A 16133-nucleotide genomic window follows, 5' to 3' on the forward strand; every position below is an offset into this window, starting at 1 on the left:
GGTGCGGGCGTCCGTCGTGCGGGCGCGGCGGCGGCGCGGAAGGAGTGGTTCCGGCCGCCGGTCAGGACAGGGGGCTCAGGCGAGTGTGGCCACCAGGAGCGCCTTGATCGTGTGCAGGCGGTTCTCGGCCTCGTCGAAGACGACGGAGTGGGCGGACTCGAAGACCTCGTCGGTCACTTCGAGCGAGTCCAGGCCGTGGGCCGCGTGGATCTCCCGGCCGACCCCGGTGCCGAGGTCGTGGAAGGCCGGCAGGCAGTGCAGGAACTTCACGTCCGGGTTGCCGGTGGCGCGCAGGACGTCCATGGTCACGGCGTACGGCGCGAGGGCGGAGATGCGCTCGTCCCAGACCTCCTTGGGCTCGCCCATGGAGACCCAGACGTCGGTGGCGACGAAGTCGGCCCCGCGGACGCCGTCGGCGACGTCCTCGGTGAGCGTGATCCGGGCCCCGCTGGACCGGGCCAGCCCGCGGGCGCGGTCGACGACCTCCCGGGCGGGCCAGTACGGCTTCGGCGCGACGATCCGCACGTCCATGCCGAGCAGCGCGCCGGTGACCAGGTAGGAGTTGCCCATGTTGAAGCGGGCGTCGCCGAGGTAGGCGAAGGCGGTGTCCGTCAGCGGTCCGGCGCAGTGCTCGGTCATGGTGAGCACGTCGGCCAGCATCTGGGTGGGGTGCCAGTCGTCGGTGAGCCCGTTGTAGACGGGGACGCCGGCGTGGGCGGCCAGTTCCTCGACGCTCGCCTGGCTGTCGCCCCGGTACTCGATGGCGTCGAACATCCGGCCGAGGACGCGGGCGGTGTCCTTCACGGACTCCTTGTGCCCGATCTGCGAGCCGGACGGGTCCAGGTACGTCGTGGAGGCACCCTGGTCGGCGGCGGCGACCTCGAACGCGCAGCGGGTGCGCGTCGAGGTCTTCTCGAAGATCAGGGCGATGTTCCGGCCGTGCAGGTACCGCGTCTCGGTCCCGGCCCGCTTCGCGGCCTTCAGCTCGGCGGCCAGCTCGACCAGGCCGCGGAACTCCTCCCCGGTGAAGTCCAGTTCCTTGAGGAAGTGGCGGCCGGCGAGGGCGGTCGGGACTGTCGCCATGGGGGCGCTCCAGGGGTACGGGTACACGAACTCTGGAATTCTATACGATGTTAAGCATTTCTATGCGATGCGTTCGCTCACACCGCGTCCCGCTCCACGGGGCAGCTCATGCAGCGCGGGCCGCCCCGCCCCCGCCCCAGTTCGCCGCCCGGGATCTCGATCACCTCGATGCCCTGCTTGCGCAGGTGGGTGTTGGTCGTGACGTTCCGCTCGTAGGCGACGACGACGCCGGGCTCGACGGCGAGCACGTTGCAGCCGTCGTCCCACTGCTCGCGCTCGGCCGCGTGCACGTCCTGGGTGGCGGTCAGCACCCGGACCTCGCCCAGACCGAGGGCGGCGGCGATCGCCCGGTGCATGTGCTCCGGCGGGTGGTCGGTGACCTTCAGCTCCCGGTCGCCGACCCCGGGCTCGATGGTGTACGAGCGCAGCATGCCGAGTCCGGCGTACTGGGTGAAGGTGTCGCCGTCGACCATCGTCATCACGGTGTCCAGGTGCATGAAGGCGCGCCGCTTGGGCATGTCGAGCGCGACGATCGTGCGCGCGGACCCGGCCGCGAACAGCTTGTACGCCAGCATCTCCACGGCCTGCGGGGTGGTGCGCTCGCTCATCCCGATCAGCACGGCACCGCTGCCGATCACCAGCACGTCGCCGCCCTCGATGGTGGAGGGGTAGTCGGCCTGCCCCCGGGACCAGACGTGGAACGCCCCGTCCCGGAACAGCGGGTGGTGCCGGTAGATCGCCTCGAAGTGCACGGTCTCCCGCTGCCGGGCGGGCCAGCGCATGGCGTTGATGGAGACGCCGTCGTATATCCACGCCGAGGTGTCCCGGGTGAAGAGGTGGTTGGGCAGCGGCGGGAGCAGGAAGTCGTCCAGCTCCATGACGTGGAAGCGGACGGACGCCGGCTCCGCGTGCCCGTCCAGGAACTCCCGCTTGGTCATGCCGCCGACCAGGGCCTCGGCCAGCTCGCCCGGGGCCATCGCGTCGAAGGCGGCGCGCAGGTGGTCGGTGGCGAGGGGGCCGTACTCCTTCTCGTCGAAGACCCGGTCGAGGACCAGGTGCCGTGCCTCGGGGAGCTCCAGGGTCTCGGTGAGCAGGTCCCCGAAGAGGTGGACCGCGACCCCCCGGTCGCGCAGGGCGTCCGCGAACCCGTCGTGCTCGGCGCGCGCCCGGCGCACCCACAGCACGTCATCGAAGAGCAGGGCGTCCTTGTTGCTGGGGGTGAGCCTCTTCAGCTCCAGGTCCGGCCGGTGCAGGATCACGCGGCGCAGCCGCCCGGCCTCGGAGGCGACGTGGTAGGTCATGCCTTCATCCTGGCCGCCGATGCCCGCCTTCACGCCCTCCCCGCCACCCCCTGTTTTCGTCTCCTTGACGAGAACCGGGGGTCCCGATTATCGTCCCATTGACGAAAAGCAAGGGGTTTCCATGGCCGACATCACCCGGCGCCTGGGCTGGCGCCATCTGCGGGGTGCGCCCACCGCGCACGTCCGGCACCACCGTTCCGGCACGCTGGTCCACGACGGGCCCGGGCTCAGCTTCTGGTTCCGGCCGCTGGCCGCCGCCCTGTCCGAGGTGCCGGTGGACGACCGGGAGCTGACGATGACCTTCCACGCCCGGACGTCCGACTTCCAGGACGTGGCGGTGCAGGCGACGGTCACCTACCGGGTCGCCGACCCGGCGGTCGCCGCCGCCCGCCTCGACTTCTCCGTCGACCCGGACACCGGGGCGTGGCGGGGCGCCCCGCTGGAGCAGCTGGGCACGCTGCTCACCGAGACCGCCCAGCAGCACGCGCTGGACGTACTGGCCCGCACGCCGCTGTCGGCGGCCCTGGCCGACGGCGTGGCGGCGGTGCGCGAGCGGGTCGCGGCCGGGCTGGGCGGCGACCCGCGGCTGCCGGCCACGGGCATCGAGGTGGTGGCCGTACGGGTGATGGCGCTGCGGCCCGAGCCGGAGGTGGAGCGGGCGCTGCGCACGCCGGCCCGGGAGCGGATCCAGCAGGAGGCCGACCGGGCCACCTACGAGCGGCGCGCGGTGGCGGTCGAGCGGGAGCGGGCCATCGCCGAGAACGAACTGGCCAGCCGGATCGAGCTGGCCCGCCGCGAGGAGCGGCTGGTCGAGCAGCGCGGTACCAACGCGCGCCGCGAGGCCGAGGAGCAGGCGGCGGCCGACGCGGTGCGCGCGCAGGCGGAGGCGGCCCGGTCGGTCAGGCTGGCCGGGGCCGAGGCGGCCCGGTCGGTCAAGCTGGCCGAGGCGCAGGCCGAGTCGACGGCACGGCTGACCGAGGCGGAGGCGGCCCGGACCGTGCGGCTGGCCCGCGCGGAGGCCGAGGGGGCGCGCGAGGCCGGCGAGTCGCGGGCCCGGGCCCGGGCGGCCTGGCTGCGGGTGCACGCGGAGGCCGGCGTCGACGGGACGGAGACGCTGCGGGCGCTCACCGCCGCCCTGCTGGCGGAGAACCTGCCGCGCATCGACAGCGTGACCGTCTCGCCGGACGTGCTGAGCGGGCTGCTCACCCGGCTGGGCGGCGCGCCGGGGACGCCGGGGACGCCGGAGTGAGCCTCGCGCCGCGGGCCGTCCTGGTGCACCGCACCACGGAGTACGAGGAGCTGGTGGCCCGGCACGGCACGCACGGCCAGGCCGCCTTCTTCCTCTCCTCCCGCGGCCGGGGCATCGAGGAGGTCGCCGAGCGCCACCACCGCACCCGCCGGGCCCTGGCCGAGGTGACCGCGGCGGTGCCCCTGGACTGGCGCCGGGCGCGGGTGGAGCGGGCCGACCTGGACCGGTTCCCGTTCGCCCCGGAGGACGTGGTCGTGGTGGTCGGCCAGGACGGACTGGTGGCCAACGTGGCCAAGTACCTCCACGGGCAGCCGGTGGTCGGCGTCGACGCCGATCCCGGCCGCAACCCCGGTGTGCTGGTGCGGCACCGCCCGCGGGACGCGGCGCGGCTGCTCGCGGCGCTGCCGGGGACCGGGGCGGACGAGCTCACCATGGTCGAGGCCGTCGCCGACGACACCCAGCGGCTGGTGGCGCTCAACGAGATCTACCTCGGCGCCCCGGGCCACCAGACCGCCCGCTACCGCCTGGGCCTCGACGGGCACGGGGGTGCCGTCGAGGCCCAGGCCTCCTCCGGAGTGCTGGTGGGGACCGGTACGGGGGCGACCGGGTGGCTGCGCTCGGTGTGGCAGGAGCGCGGCGGCCGGCCGGCCCTGCCCTCCCCCGCCGAGGACCGGCTGGTGTGGTTCGTCCGGGAGGCCTGGCCGTCCCCGGTCACCGGCACGGCGCTGGTGGCCGGGGAACTCGCGGCGTCCGCCGCGCTGACGCTCACCGTGGAGTCCGACCGGTTCATCGCCTTCGGCGACGGCGTCGAGGGCGACGCGCTCCAGCTCACCTGGGGGCAGACCGTCCGGGTGGGCGTGTGCGCGCGACGGCTCCGGCTCGCCGGGTAGGCGGCGGACCGCGGGGCGGGACGGACCGCGGGGCGGGGCGGACCACCGGCGGCGGACCGCGGCCGGATCACCGCGCGTCCGCCGCCGGCCGGGCCCGGCCGTCCCGCCGCCGGGCGGCGGGCGGCGGGCGGCAGGCGGCGGGCCGGGACCGGTCCGGTGGTCACAGGCGCGGGTCCACCGGCTCCGACTCCAGGGCCAGCACCCCGGACACCGCCTCGTGCACCCGCCACAGCGGCTCACCGCCCGCGAGCCGGTCCAGGGCCTCCAGGCCGAGGGCGTACTCGCGGACGGCCAGGGACCGCTTGTGGTCCAGGGACCGGTGCCGCAGCCGGGCGAGGTGGTCGGGCCGGGTGTACTCGGGACCGTAGACGATCCGCAGGTACTCGCGGCCCCGGACCTTGACGCCGGGCTGCACCAGCCGCCCCTGCGCGGAGCGGACCAGCGCGCCGGCCGGCTTGACGACCGTGCCCTCGCCGCCCCGGCCGGTCGCCTCCAGCCACCAGCCGACGCCGGCGCGGACGGAGCCGGGGTCGCCCGTGTCCACGTACAGCCGACGCGTGGTCTGCAGCAGCCCGGTGCCGTCGTGCTCCACCAGGCGGTTGATCAGCGCCAGTTGCTCGTCGCGCGGCAGCGCGGCGAGGCTGCGGCCCTGGGCCGCCAGGATCTGGAGGGGGGCCAGGCGGACCCCGTCCGGACCGTCGGTGGGCCAGCAGTAGCGGCGGTACGCCCTGGTGAACGCGGATGCCGCGGCGGCGCGTTCCCGCTGGCGCGCCAGCAGGCCGCCCACGTCGGTGCCGCGGGACGCCGCCGCCTCCAGGGCGGCGAGCGCGCCGGGGAACACCGCACCGGAGGCGGCGCCCACGGCCGCGTACTGGCTGCGCAGCAGACCGGCCGCCCTCAGCGACCACGGCATCAGCTCCGCGTCCAGCAGCATCCGGTCCGTGGCGAGTTCGTCCCACAGCCCCGCCCGCCCGACCGCCGAGCGCAGCCGGCCGAGGAGTTCCTCGGTCGTCCCCGCGTCGTCGAAGAAGGGCCGCCCGGTACGGGTGTAGAGGGACCCCGTGGGCCCGTCCACGCACTTCTCCGGCAGGCCGGCGTGGCAGACGACCAGCCGGCCGCCGTCGAGGACGTAGCGGCTGACCAGTCCGTCCAGGAACCGGCGCACCTCCTGCCTGAACTCCTCGCTCTCGCCCTCCATCTGGGCGATGGTCTCGGCGAGGCCGTGGGTGGGCCGGACGGTGCGGCCCCCGAGGTGACGGCCGTACCTGTTCTCGTGGTTGCCCGGCACGCACAGCGCGTTGCCCGCCGCCACCATAGGCGTTTCCGCAGGTGATTCCTCGTGCCGGATAGGCAGGACGCGCGGGTCCACGCGGCCCTCAATCTTGAACGGCGGCAGCACGGGCATCCCCGCCGGAAGCGTCCCCTCGTTGGGAATCGCCCTCATGATCTCGTCCCAGACGCCAGCACGAAGCCAGCGGTTGAACCGAGTGTGCACGGTCTTCCAGAGGACATCGCCCGAGACCTCGATGCCGTACCACCCGCACCCGGTGCGCGCCTTGAACAAGATGCCGTCGACCACAGCGCGGCCGTCGATCAGGCGATGGTTCGGCGGCTCCCACGCCTTGACGACAGGTTCCACCAGGGCCCGCACCTCGTCGGTCAGCGGCGGTGGTACCAGCCGCCCCGAGTCGGCGAACGGCGTTCTCGATCTCCTCCGCACCGCGCAGGACGTGCACCTTGCGGAAGCCCTCGCGTTCCAGGTGCCGCAGGGAGCGGCGCAGTTCGCGGACGTGCCGCTGGACGACCCGCCGGGGCGTGCCGGCGCGGTCGGGGCGGGCCGCGTTGCGCTGCGCGCAGACCTCCTCGGGCACGTCGAGCACGACGGCGATGGGCGGCACGTCGTGCTCCCGGGCCAGTTCGACGAGCCGGCGCCGGCGGTCCTGCTGGACGCCGGTGGCGTCGATGACGGTGCGGCGGCCGGCGGCCAGCCGCTTGCCGGCGATGTAGTGCAGGACGTCGAAGGCGTCCCCGGTGGCGCTCCGGTCGTTCTCGTCGTCGGCGACGAGGCCGCGGCAGAAGTCGGAGGAGATCACCTCGGTCGGCGTGAAGTGCCGGCGGGCGAAGGTGGACTTGCCGGAGCCGGAGGCGCCGACGAGGACCACCAGGGAGAGGTCCGTGACGGGCAGGGTCCGTCCCGTGCGGGTCCCGGTCATGCCGCCTCCGCCTCCTTCCGCGTCCTTCGGTCGCCGACGCGGAACACGGCCATCTGGGTGGGCGGCGGTGCCGTGCGTGGAGATCGTCAGGAACACGTGTCCGAGTCTTGCGGGCCGCCCCCGGGCGACCACCGGTTTTCCGGCGGCGCCCGGCGGGCCAGGTGGCCGCTCGGCCGCCTCCGTGCACGGAGCGCGGCCCGCCGTGCCGGACGCGGGCGGTGTGGCCGTACGGGCCGCGCGAGGGGGCGTCCGTGGGTCAGGACAGCTGCGACTGCACCTGGGCGGAGATCAGTTCCAGGTGGTCGAGGTCGGCCAGGTCCAGGATCTGGAGGTAGACGCGCTGCGAGCCGGCCTCGGCGTAACGGCCGATCCTGTCGACCACCTCGGCCGGGGAGCCGGCCAGGCCGTTGGCCTTCAGCTCGTCCACCTCGCGGCCGATCGCGGCGGCACGGCGGGCGACCTCCTGGTCGTCCTTGCCGACGCAGGCGACGAGGGCGTTGGAGTAGATCAGGTCGTCGCCCCCGCGGCCCGCCTCCTCCGCGGCGGCGCGCACCCGGCCGAACTGGCGCTCGCTGTCCTCGACCGAGGCGAAGGGCATGTTGAACTCGTCGGCGTAGCGCGCCGTGAGGCGCGGGGTGCGGCTCGCGCCGCGTCCGCCGATGAGCACCGGGATCCTCGCCTGGGCGGGCTTGGGCAGCGCGGGCGAGCCGGTGAGGTCGTAGAACGTGCCGTGGAAGTCGAACGTCTCGCCCACCTCGGTCGCCCAGAGCCCGGTGACGATCTCCAGCTGCTCCTCCAGGCGCCCGAACTTCTCCTTCGGGAAGGGGATGCCGTACGCCTTGTGTTCCTCCTCGTACCAGCCGGCGCCCAGACCCAGCTCCACGCGGCCGCCGGACATCTGGTCGACCTGGGCCACCTGGATGGCGAGCACGCCCGGCAGCCGGAAGGTGCCGGCCGTCATCAGGGTTCCCAGCCGGATGCGCTTGGTCTCCCGGGCCAGCCCGGCCAGGGTGATCCAGGCGTCCGTGGGACCGGGGAGGCCGTCCACGTCACCCATCTTCAGGTAGTGGTCGGAACGGAAGAAGGCGTCGAAGCCCAGGTCCTCGGTGGCCTTCGCCACGGTGAGCAAGGTGTCGTAGGTGGCCCCCTGCTGGGGCTCGGTGAAGATTCGAAGGTCCATGCGTCCATCCTGCACGGCGACGGCCCCGCCGACCGCACCGGCACCGCCCGGCACGCGGAGCGGGCCCCGCCCTCAGACGCCGGAGGGGCTGTCCTCGGTGTCCCCGGACAGGATCTCCTCGCGCGCCGCCAGCTTGCGCAGCATCCCCAGGACCCGGTCCCGGGACTCGTCCGCCGCGTCGATGGCCTCCATGCACTGCCAGTACGTCGTCTCGTCGGCCGCGGCACTGGCCATCACGACCAGGGCCATGCCGACCTCGCCGAGCAGGCCGCCGAGACCGAGCAGGGTCCGGCGGGCGTCGTCCAGCTCGGTGAGCTGGGCGGCGCGCAGGTCACCGGGGTCCAGTTCGGGAGGGTCCAGGACGCCGCAGCCCCGGCCCGCCAGCTCGGTCAGGCCCAGCGCCTCGCCCCGCAGCTCCGGCGGGCCGGACACCGCGAGGCGGCTGCCGATCGCCTGGGCCAGGGCCTGGGCCTGCCACACCTCCGCCATGATCCCGGGCGTGTCACCGCCTCCCGCCAGGGCCCGCCTGCTCGTCCCTATGAGCCGCACCGCATCCATGGGCTGCCCCCGTCCGCTCCGCCGTGCCCACTCGCACGTCCTCTTCAACTCTCTTCTTCACTACCCAGAGTGAGGGGCATTGAGACGAAAAACCAGAGGTAGACCGAATTTTGCGGACAACAATTCGGATTCAGCGAGAGTTTTGACTACACTGAGTGATATCGGAATGAGGCGGTCCGGCCGCGGGGGGACGCCCCCGCGAGGCGGCCGGCGTGGTCCGCGCGGGCTCCGCGGCGTCCGGGTCCGGGGGCGGGAAGCGCCGTTCGTTGCGGTCGATCTTGGCGGCCAGGGCCGCCAGCGGGTCGACGCCGAGGACCTCGCACAGCTGCAGGAGGTAGGCGAGGACGTCCGCCACCTCGTCCCTGACCCGGTGGGCGGTGCCGGGGTCGTCCATCACCCGGGCCGATTCCTCCGGGGTCAGCCACTGGAAGATCTCCACCAGTTCGGAGGCCTCCACGCTCAGGGCGGTGACGAGGTTCTTGGGGGTGTGGTAGGGCTGCCAGTGGCGCACGGCGGCGAACTCGGCGAGTCTGCGCTGGAGTCCGGCCAGGTCGGGGTGTTCCGTCACGGGGTCAGGTGTACCACCGTGACGCCCCGGATCCCGGTGGCCCAGGAGGCGTCGCTCACCGCGGCCACGCAGCGGATGTGGCCGCGCTCGCCCATCCGGGCCGCCGTCCTCAGCAGTTCGCCGCGCTGGCCGGGGTCGAGGCCGCGGTCGAAGCCGTCGGCGAGCACGGTGAGGGTGCGCAGCGCGTCGGGCACCTCGCCCGGCGCGTCCACGTCCAGGACCCCGGGTCCAGTGAGCAGCACCAGCGCCAGCGCGAGATAGCGCAGCTCGCCGTCGCCGAGCAGCGCGAGCTCGGTGCGGAAGCCGTCGCCGCGGTCGAGCAGCGCCCGGACCGTACCGTCGGACCGGGGTTCGGCGACCAGGTCGGCGACCGGGCCGGCGCAGCCCGCGCGCAGGACCTCGACGAGCTGGGCGTGCCGGCGTCCGCACTCGGCGCGGGTGCGCCACACGACGTCGGCGAGGTTGCCGCAGCCGGGCAGGAGCCGTCCGGAAGCCGCGGGGACGGGGCCGCGCATGTGCGCGGGCCGGGGGTCGCAGGCGAAGACCGAACGCAGGGCGACGACCATCTGCTCGGCGGCGGCGAGCACCCGCCGCTGGCCGTCCGTCCTGCCGGCCACGCGCAGCGGCAGCAGGGCGGTGCCGAGCCGGTCGTCGGGCAGCGGGGCGCGGGTCACCGGGGAGGAGCCCGCGGTGTGCCAGGCGGCCTGGACCGTCCGGCGGCCGGGGTCGCGCAGGGCGGTCTGCAGCAGGACGACCCCGTCGGCGGTCAGCCGCTCCCCCACGATGCGCAGTTCGGGCTCGGCCTGGACGGCGACGTCGAGCCGCACCGGCCCCTCGGCGCCGTCGGCCGTGCACCCGATGCGGAAACCCCGCCTCCCCCCGGCGTCGGGCAGCGCCCGCTCGGGCACGCAGGCGACGGGGTCCGCGAACACCTCCGCGAGCGCGGCCCCGCCGCCGAGCCGGGCGAGCGCCTCGTAGGCGGTCAGCGCGGTGGACTTCCCGGTCCCGCTGGGCCCGGCGAGCACGGTGACGGGTCCCAGCGGGAAGACGGCCCGCCGGTGCCCGGCGAAGGCGGACAGCCGCACCTCGGTGACGCGGGCGCGGACGTCGAGGGGGCGCGGGCCCGACGGCGGCCCGTCCCCGCCGCCGCGGGCGGACCGCGCCGGCAGGACCGCTCCGACGGACTCCGGGGGCTCGGGCCAAACGGCTCGGCCGGGCGGGACGGCACCGGCCGGGCCGGTCGGTTCGGCCGGACTGATCGGTTCGGTCGACCCGGTCGTGGGTGGGGGCGCGGTGGGCGCGGAGGGCACGGGCATATGCGGACGGTAGGGCCCGGCCGACGCGGTGAACCGTTTCACCCGACGCGCCTTCCCACGATCGGGCGACCGCGGGACCCGCGCCGGCTCAGCCGCCGGAGAGCCCGGCCGCCCCCTCCATCAGCCCGCTGACCTCCGTACCGGGCGGGGTGAGCAGGAAGACGTTGCGGTCGACGCGGTGCATCCCGCTGCCCAGGCCGAAGACGACGCCGGTGCTGAAGTCCAGGACGCGCTTGGCCACCTCGCCCTCCGCACCGGACAGGTCGAGCAGGACCGGCGCGCCGGCCATCACGGTCTCGGCGACCTCGCGGGCGTCCGCGAACACGTTGACCCGCAGGACGACGAACCGGCGCCGCGTCTCGGTCTCCGCGTCCGGCAGCGAGCGGTGGTCCACGGCGGAGGGCCAGGCGTCCCGGCCCCGCAGCGGCACCACCTGGGCGAGCCCTTCCCACTGCTCATCGGTGACGTCGTAACGGCTCACCGGCTCCCCCTGACCTGACTCGCGTTCGATGCCTGCACCAGCCAATTCTTACGCCAAGTCACCCGTTCAGCCGAACTACGACACGCAACGCCACCGTGCGGTCATCCCCTCCCCGATCCCCTCGTGGGCCACATGTGCGAATACGCCCCGTTCTTGCCACCCTCACACGCGGCTCTTCACCCGCCGTCGCGCGCCGCTCACCGGCCGCCACTAGCGTGCGGTGCCGTGCACTTGGCAGACACACAGCAGGTGGCACCCGGTCGGCGGACGCAGTCGGTGGTGTCCGCCGACCCGGGGGCCCCGGCCGGCGCCCCGGACGGCTCCGTGCCGTGGCACCGGGTGCTGACGCTGCTCGCCGACGTGAGCCTCTTCATCGGCACGCGCGCGGTGTGGACGCAGGCGGCCACGCACCGCCCGGCCCTCGTGGCGGTCGTCTCGGTCTGCTACGTCTGCGTCCTGGGGTGCGGCGTCCTCGCCCTGACGGTCCGCCGGACCCGCTCGCTGGCCCGGCTGGACCTGGCGGTGCTGCTCACCGCGGTCTTCCTCGCCCTGTGCGCCTGGGCCCTGGACCACGCGGGCGGCGACGAGGCGGCGCTGACCGCCCAGGCCGCGCGCGAACTGATCGCCGGGCACCCGGTGTACGGGCAGCCCTGGCCCTGGCTGTTCCACGGCGGGGGCGTCGCCCCGACGCCGACCAGCGACGGCGGGTACGACTTCACCTACGGCTATCCCCCGCTCGCGCCGCTGCTCACCGCGCCGTTGCTGTGGCTGGGCCGCGGCGGTGCCCCGGCGACGGCGGCGGCGACCCTCGCGCTGCTCGCCGGCGCGGTGGCGCTGTGGCGGACGCTGCCCGTGCCGTGCCGTGCCGTTCGGCGGCGACGATGGTCTGCCTGGGCTTCGGCCTCCTGCCGGCCTACGCCCGGCAGGGCTATCCGGCGGTCATCGCGCTGGCCCTGCTGGTCCCGGTGGTGGTGCGCTGGCCGGGGCTGGGCGGCGGCGGACGGCTCGGCTCGGCCGGGACCGCGCGGGCCGCGCACACCGCGGCGGCCGTCACCCTGCGGGCGCCCGGCGGGCGGTTCGCCCTGCCCGCCCGCCGGGGCGCCCACCTGCGCCTGCGGGCCTTCACGGCGGGCCCGCAGACGCTCTCCACCCTGGACGTGCGGCCGGCGGAGCTGCGCGGCCGGCGACACGCGGACGCCACGCCGGCCGGCGCGCGGGTCCCGCGGGAGGCGCAGGTCACAGCCGCGGAGAGGGAAACGTCACAGCTCTCGCTTCGGTCCCACTCGAGCGTACTGCCCTAGCATCCGAGCCATGACGGTCCTGCCTGACGACGGGCTCCCGCTGGCCGCCGAGTTCCCTGACGCGACACACGAGCAGTGGCAACGCCTCGTCGAGGGCGTGCTGCGCAAGTCCGGCAAGGAAGTCTCGGGCGAGGCAGCCGAGGAAGCCCTGTCCACCACGCTCGAGGACGGGCTGCGCACCCGGCCCCTGTACACCGCGCGCGACGGCGCGCCCGACCCCGGCCTGCCGGGCTTCGCCCCGTTCGTGCGCGGCGCCCGGCCCGAGGGGGGCACGGCGGGCGGCTGGGACGTGCGGCAACGGCACGCGGCGCTCGCCGAGGGCGCGGTGCTGACGGACCTGGAGAACGGCGTCACCTCGCTGTGGCTGGTGCTCGGCGAGGGCGGTATCCCGGTCGCGGACCTGGGCCGCGCCCTCGACGGCGTGCACCTCGACCTGGCGCCGGTCGTCCTGGACGCCGGCCGCGACACCGCGGCCGCCGCCGAGGCGCTGCTGCGGCTGTACGAGGCCGGGGGCGCCGGCCCGCAGGCCGTCCGCGGCAACCTGGGCGCGGACCCGCTCGGATACGAGGCCCGTACCGGCACCGCGCTGGACTTCGCGCCGTTCGCCGAGCTGGCCGCGCGCTGCGCCGAGCGGTACCCGGGACTGCGCGCGCTGACCGTGGACGCGCTGCCGTACCACGAGGCGGGCGGTTCGGCCGCGCAGGAGCTGGGCGCCTCGCTCGCCACCGGGGTGGCGTACCTGCGCGGGCTGACCGGGGCCGGTCTCGGCGTCGAGGCGGCCTGCGCGCAGCTGGAGTTCCGTTACGCGGCCACCGCCGACCAGTTCCTGACCATCGCCAAGCTGCGCGCCGCGCGCCGGCTGTGGGCGCGGGTGGCCGAGGTGTGCGGGGCGCCGGCCGCGGGCGCGCAGGTCCAGCACGCCGTGACGTCGCCGGTGATGATGACCCGCCGCGACCCGTGGGTGAACATGCTGCGCACCACGGTCGCCACGCTCGCGGCCGGGGTCGGCGGCGCCGGCTCGGTGACCGTGCTGCCGTTCGACCACTCGCTCGGCCTGCCCGACGCCTTCGCCCGCCGCATCGCCCGCAACACCTCCACGATCCTGATCGAGGAGTCCCACCTGGCCCGGGTGATCGATCCGGCGGGCGGCTCCTGGTACGTCGAGCGGCTGACCGACGAACTCGCGGGCGTCGCCTGGGAGTTCTTCCGGTCCGTCGAGCGGGACGGCGGGCAGGCGGCCGTGCTGCGCTCCGGCCGGATCCGCACGGACCTGGCCACGACGTGGGCGCAGCGGTCCAAGCAGCTCGCCAAGCGGCGCGAACCCGTCACCGGGGTCAGCGAGTTCCCGGACCTCGCCGAGAAGCCGGTCGTGCGCGAACCCGCGCCCGAGCCGCCGTCCGGGGGCCTGCCCCGGGTGCGCCGGGACGAGGCGTTCGAGGCGCTGCGCGCCCGCTCCGACGCCCACCTGGCCGCGACGGGCGCGCGCCCCAGGGTCTTCCTCGCCACGCTGGGCTCGGCCGCCGAGCACACCGCCCGCTCGACGTTCGCCGCCAACCTGTTCCAGGCGGGCGGCATCGAGCCGGTCACCGGGGGCCGCTTCGAGGACAGCGGCGCCACCGAGGCCGTGCTGTGCTCCAGCGACGCGCTCTACGCCGAAGGGGCGGAGCAGGCCGCCCGGTCACTGCGCGCGGCCGGCGCCCGGCACGTGTTCCTCGCGGGCCGCCCGGCCGGCCACCCGGGCGTCGACTCGTACGTCTTCGCGGGCTGTGACGCCGTCGACGTCCTGTCCGCGACCCTCGACCGCATGGGAGTGTCCTGATGGGAATCCCCGACTTCTCCGGCATCGAGCTGGGGACGCCGGCCGTCGCCGGCGGTGCCGAGCAGTGGCGCACGGCCGCCGGTCGGGCGGCCGGCACCGCGGAGCCGTTGTGGGAGACGCCGGAGGGCATCGGGGTCAAGCCGCTGTACACCGGCCGTGACCTGGAGGGCCTGGACTTCCTCGGCACCTACCCGGGCATCGCGCCGTACCTGCGCGGCCCGTACCCGACGATGTACGTCAACCAGCCCTGGACGATCCGCCAGTACGCGGGCTTCTCCACCGCCGAGGAGTCCAACGCCTTCTACCGGCGCAACCTCGCGGCCGGGCAGAAGGGCCTGTCGGTCGCCTTCGACCTGCCCACGCACCGCGGCTACGACAGCGACCACCCGCGGGTGACCGGCGACGTCGGCATGGCGGGCGTGGCGATCGACTCGATCCTCGACATGCGGCAGCTGTTCGACGGGATCCCGCTGGACCGGATGACGGTGTCGATGACGATGAACGGCGCGGTGCTACCGGTGCTGGCGCTGTACATCGTGGCCGCCGAGGAGCAGGGCGTGCCGCCCGAGAAGCTGGCGGGGACCATCCAGAACGACATCCTCAAGGAGTTCATGGTCCGCAACACCTACATCTACCCGCCGAAGCCGTCGATGCGGATCATCTCCGACATCTTCGCGTACACCTCGCGGCGGATGCCCCGCTACAACTCCATCTCCATCTCCGGCTACCACATCCAGGAGGCGGGCGCGACGGCCGACCTGGAGCTGGCGTACACCCTCGCCGACGGGGTGGAGTACATCCGGGCGGGCCGGGAGGCGGGCCTGGACGTCGACGCGTTCGCACCCCGGCTGTCGTTCTTCTGGGCGATCGGCATGAACTTCTTCATGGAGGTCGCCAAGTTGCGGGCGGCCCGGCTGCTGTGGGCCAAGCTGGTCAGGCAGTTCGACCCGCAGAACGCCAAGTCGCTGTCCCTGCGCACCCATGCGCAGACCTCGGGCTGGTCGCTGACCGCGCAGGACGTGTTCAACAACGTCACCCGCACGTGCGTGGAGGCGATGGCCGCGACCCAGGGGCACACCCAGTCGCTGCACACCAACGCCCTCGACGAGGCCCTCGCGCTGCCCACCGACTTCTCGGCGCGCATCGCCCGCAACACCCAGTTGCTCATCCAGCAGGAGTCGGGCACCACCCGGGTCATCGACCCGTGGGGCGGCAGCGCCTACGTCGAGAAGCTGACCTACGACCTGGCCCGCAAGGCCTGGCAGCACATCGAGGAGGTGGAACGGGCGGGCGGCATGGCGCAGGCCATCGACGCCGGCATCCCCAAGCTGCGCGTGGAGGAGGCCGCCGCGCGGACGCAGGCCCGCATCGACTCCGGACGGCAGCCCGTCATCGGCGTCAACAAGTACCGGGTGGACAGCGACGAGCAGATCGAGGTCCTCAAGGTCGACAACTCCTCGGTGCGCACCCAGCAGATCGCCAAGCTGCGCCGGCTGCGCGCCGAACGGGACGAGCAGGCCTGCAAGGACGCGCTGGACGCGCTGACCCGGGCGGCCGACGGCGAGGAGAACCTGCTGGAGCTGGCCGTGCGCGCGGCCCGCGCCAAGGCGACGGTCGGCGAGATCTCCGACGCCCTGGAGAAGGTCTACGGCCGGCACGCGAGCCAGATCCGTACCATCTCCGGCGTGTACCGCAACGAAGCAGGCCGCTCCCCGTCCGTGGACCGCACGCGCGCCCTGGTGGACCGGTTCGAGCGGGCCGAGGGACGCCGGCCGCGCATCCTGGTCGCCAAGATGGGCCAGGACGGCCACGACCGCGGCCAGAAGGTGATCGCGACCGCCTTCGCCGACCTCGGCTTCGACGTCGACGTCGGCCCGCTGTTCCAGACGCCGGAGGAGGTCGCCCGGCAGGCGGTCGAGGCGGACGTGCACGTGGTCGGCGTGTCCTCGCTGGCCGCCGGCCACCTCACCCTCGTACCGGCGCTGCGCGAGAAGCTCGCCGAGGAGGGCCGGGAGGACATCACGGTCGTGGTCGGCGGGGTGATCCCGCCGCAGGACGTGCCGGTCCTGCTGGAGAGGGGCGCCGCGGCCGTGTTCCTGCCCGGGACGGTGATCCCGGACGCGGCGTACGACCTGGTGGAGCGACTGTCGGCCGACCTCGGCCTCGACCTGTAG

The 16133-nt window shown here is 74.5% G+C and carries 11 protein-coding genes and 4 pseudogenes; 5 read left to right on the forward strand and 10 right to left on the reverse strand.

Features of this window, described 5'->3' with window-relative positions:
* Positions 1-75 precede the first annotated feature (75 nt).
* Positions 76-1083 carry an ornithine carbamoyltransferase gene (gene argF / locus QQY24_RS07495; RefSeq protein WP_301971896.1) on the reverse strand — a complete coding sequence of 336 codons (1008 nt, stop codon included), beginning with the start codon at positions 1081-1083 and terminating at the stop codon, positions 76-78.
* Positions 1084-1160: 77 nt separating this feature from the next.
* The gene (locus QQY24_RS07500; RefSeq protein WP_301971897.1) at positions 1161-2384 is read right to left on the reverse strand and encodes an arginine deiminase; all 1224 of its coding nucleotides are present in this window, start codon (positions 2382-2384) and stop codon (positions 1161-1163) included.
* Positions 2385-2505: 121 nt separating this feature from the next.
* Between QQY24_RS07500 and QQY24_RS07505 the strand changes: the two genes are divergently transcribed.
* Both QQY24_RS07505 and QQY24_RS07510 read left to right on the forward strand, forming a co-directional pair.
* Positions 2506-3633 (forward strand): SPFH domain-containing protein, encoded by a 1128-nt coding sequence (locus tag QQY24_RS07505; RefSeq protein ID WP_301971898.1) that lies wholly within the window; start codon positions 2506-2508, stop codon positions 3631-3633.
* The gene (locus tag QQY24_RS07510; RefSeq protein ID WP_301971899.1) at positions 3630-4523 is read left to right on the forward strand and encodes a hypothetical protein; all 894 of its coding nucleotides are present in this window, start codon (positions 3630-3632) and stop codon (positions 4521-4523) included. The genes QQY24_RS07505 and QQY24_RS07510 overlap by 4 nt, the downstream gene beginning before the upstream one ends.
* Positions 4524-4683: 160 nt before the next feature.
* Here QQY24_RS07510 and QQY24_RS07515 read toward each other — a convergent pair.
* From QQY24_RS07515 to QQY24_RS07545, 8 genes and pseudogenes are all read right to left on the reverse strand, one after another.
* Positions 4684-5838 (reverse strand): annotated as a pseudogene (locus QQY24_RS07515) (hypothetical protein); the annotation flags it as partial.
* A 186-nt stretch (positions 5839-6024) separates the two neighbouring features.
* Positions 6025-6243 (reverse strand): annotated as a pseudogene (locus QQY24_RS34715) (hypothetical protein); the annotation flags it as partial.
* Positions 6221-6736, reverse strand: a pseudogene (locus QQY24_RS07520) (AAA family ATPase); the annotation flags it as partial. The pseudogenes QQY24_RS34715 and QQY24_RS07520, both read right to left, overlap by 23 nt.
* A 256-nt stretch (positions 6737-6992) precedes the next feature.
* Positions 6993-7916, reverse strand: a complete 924-nt coding sequence (locus QQY24_RS07525) for an LLM class F420-dependent oxidoreductase (protein WP_301971900.1) — start codon at positions 7914-7916, stop codon at positions 6993-6995.
* A gap of 72 nt (positions 7917-7988) precedes the next feature.
* Positions 7989-8474 (reverse strand): DUF6099 family protein, encoded by a 486-nt coding sequence (locus QQY24_RS07530; protein ID WP_301971901.1) that lies wholly within the window; start codon positions 8472-8474, stop codon positions 7989-7991.
* A gap of 130 nt (positions 8475-8604) precedes the next feature.
* Positions 8605-9042, reverse strand: a complete 438-nt coding sequence (locus tag QQY24_RS07535) for a nucleotide pyrophosphohydrolase (protein ID WP_301971902.1) — start codon at positions 9040-9042, stop codon at positions 8605-8607.
* Positions 9039-10358, reverse strand: coding sequence for an AAA family ATPase (locus QQY24_RS07540; protein WP_301971903.1), 1320 nt, complete (start codon positions 10356-10358; stop codon positions 9039-9041). Before QQY24_RS07540 ends, QQY24_RS07535 begins: the two co-directional genes overlap by 4 nt.
* 88 nt (positions 10359-10446) lie before the next feature.
* Positions 10447-10839: a cell division protein SepF gene (locus QQY24_RS07545; RefSeq protein WP_301971904.1), complete on the reverse strand. Its 393-nt coding sequence runs from the start codon at positions 10837-10839 to the stop codon at positions 10447-10449.
* A 276-nt stretch (positions 10840-11115) separates the two neighbouring features.
* Between QQY24_RS07545 and QQY24_RS07550 the strand changes: the two are divergent.
* The 3 genes and pseudogenes from QQY24_RS07550 to scpA form a co-directional block, all read left to right on the forward strand.
* A pseudogene (locus QQY24_RS07550) lies at positions 11116-11873 on the forward strand (hypothetical protein); the annotation flags it as partial.
* A gap of 277 nt (positions 11874-12150) precedes the next feature.
* Entirely contained in the window at positions 12151-13959 is a 1809-nt protein-coding gene (locus QQY24_RS07555; RefSeq protein ID WP_301971905.1) for a methylmalonyl-CoA mutase family protein, read from the forward strand.
* A complete protein-coding gene (gene scpA, locus QQY24_RS07560) occupies positions 13959-16133 on the forward strand; it encodes a methylmalonyl-CoA mutase (RefSeq protein WP_301971906.1) in 2175 nt (724 codons plus the stop codon). The genes QQY24_RS07555 and scpA overlap by 1 nt, the downstream gene beginning before the upstream one ends.

The organism is Streptomyces sp. TG1A-8, assembly GCF_030499535.1.
Classification (GTDB): Bacteria; Actinomycetota; Actinomycetes; order Streptomycetales; family Streptomycetaceae; genus Streptomyces.

What these genes read in the sequence shown, in the direction of transcription:
- argF (WP_301971896.1), bottom strand. Translation starts at nt 1,083, where the DNA reads ATGGCGACAGTCCCGACCGCCCTCGCCGGCCGCCACTTCCTCAAGGAA.
- QQY24_RS07500 (WP_301971897.1), bottom strand. Translation starts at nt 2,384, where the DNA reads ATGACCTACCACGTCGCCTCCGAGGCCGGGCGGCTGCGCCGCGTGATC.
- QQY24_RS07505 (WP_301971898.1), top strand. Translation starts at nt 2,506, where the DNA reads ATGGCCGACATCACCCGGCGCCTGGGCTGGCGCCATCTGCGGGGTGCG.
- QQY24_RS07525 (WP_301971900.1), bottom strand. Translation starts at nt 7,916, where the DNA reads ATGGACCTTCGAATCTTCACCGAGCCCCAGCAGGGGGCCACCTACGAC.
- QQY24_RS07530 (WP_301971901.1), bottom strand. Translation starts at nt 8,474, where the DNA reads ATGGATGCGGTGCGGCTCATAGGGACGAGCAGGCGGGCCCTGGCGGGA.
- QQY24_RS07540 (WP_301971903.1), bottom strand. Translation starts at nt 10,358, where the DNA reads ATGCCCGTGCCCTCCGCGCCCACCGCGCCCCCACCCACGACCGGGTCG.
- QQY24_RS07555 (WP_301971905.1), top strand. Translation starts at nt 12,151, where the DNA reads ATGACGGTCCTGCCTGACGACGGGCTCCCGCTGGCCGCCGAGTTCCCT.
- scpA (WP_301971906.1), top strand. Translation starts at nt 13,959, where the DNA reads ATGGGAATCCCCGACTTCTCCGGCATCGAGCTGGGGACGCCGGCCGTC.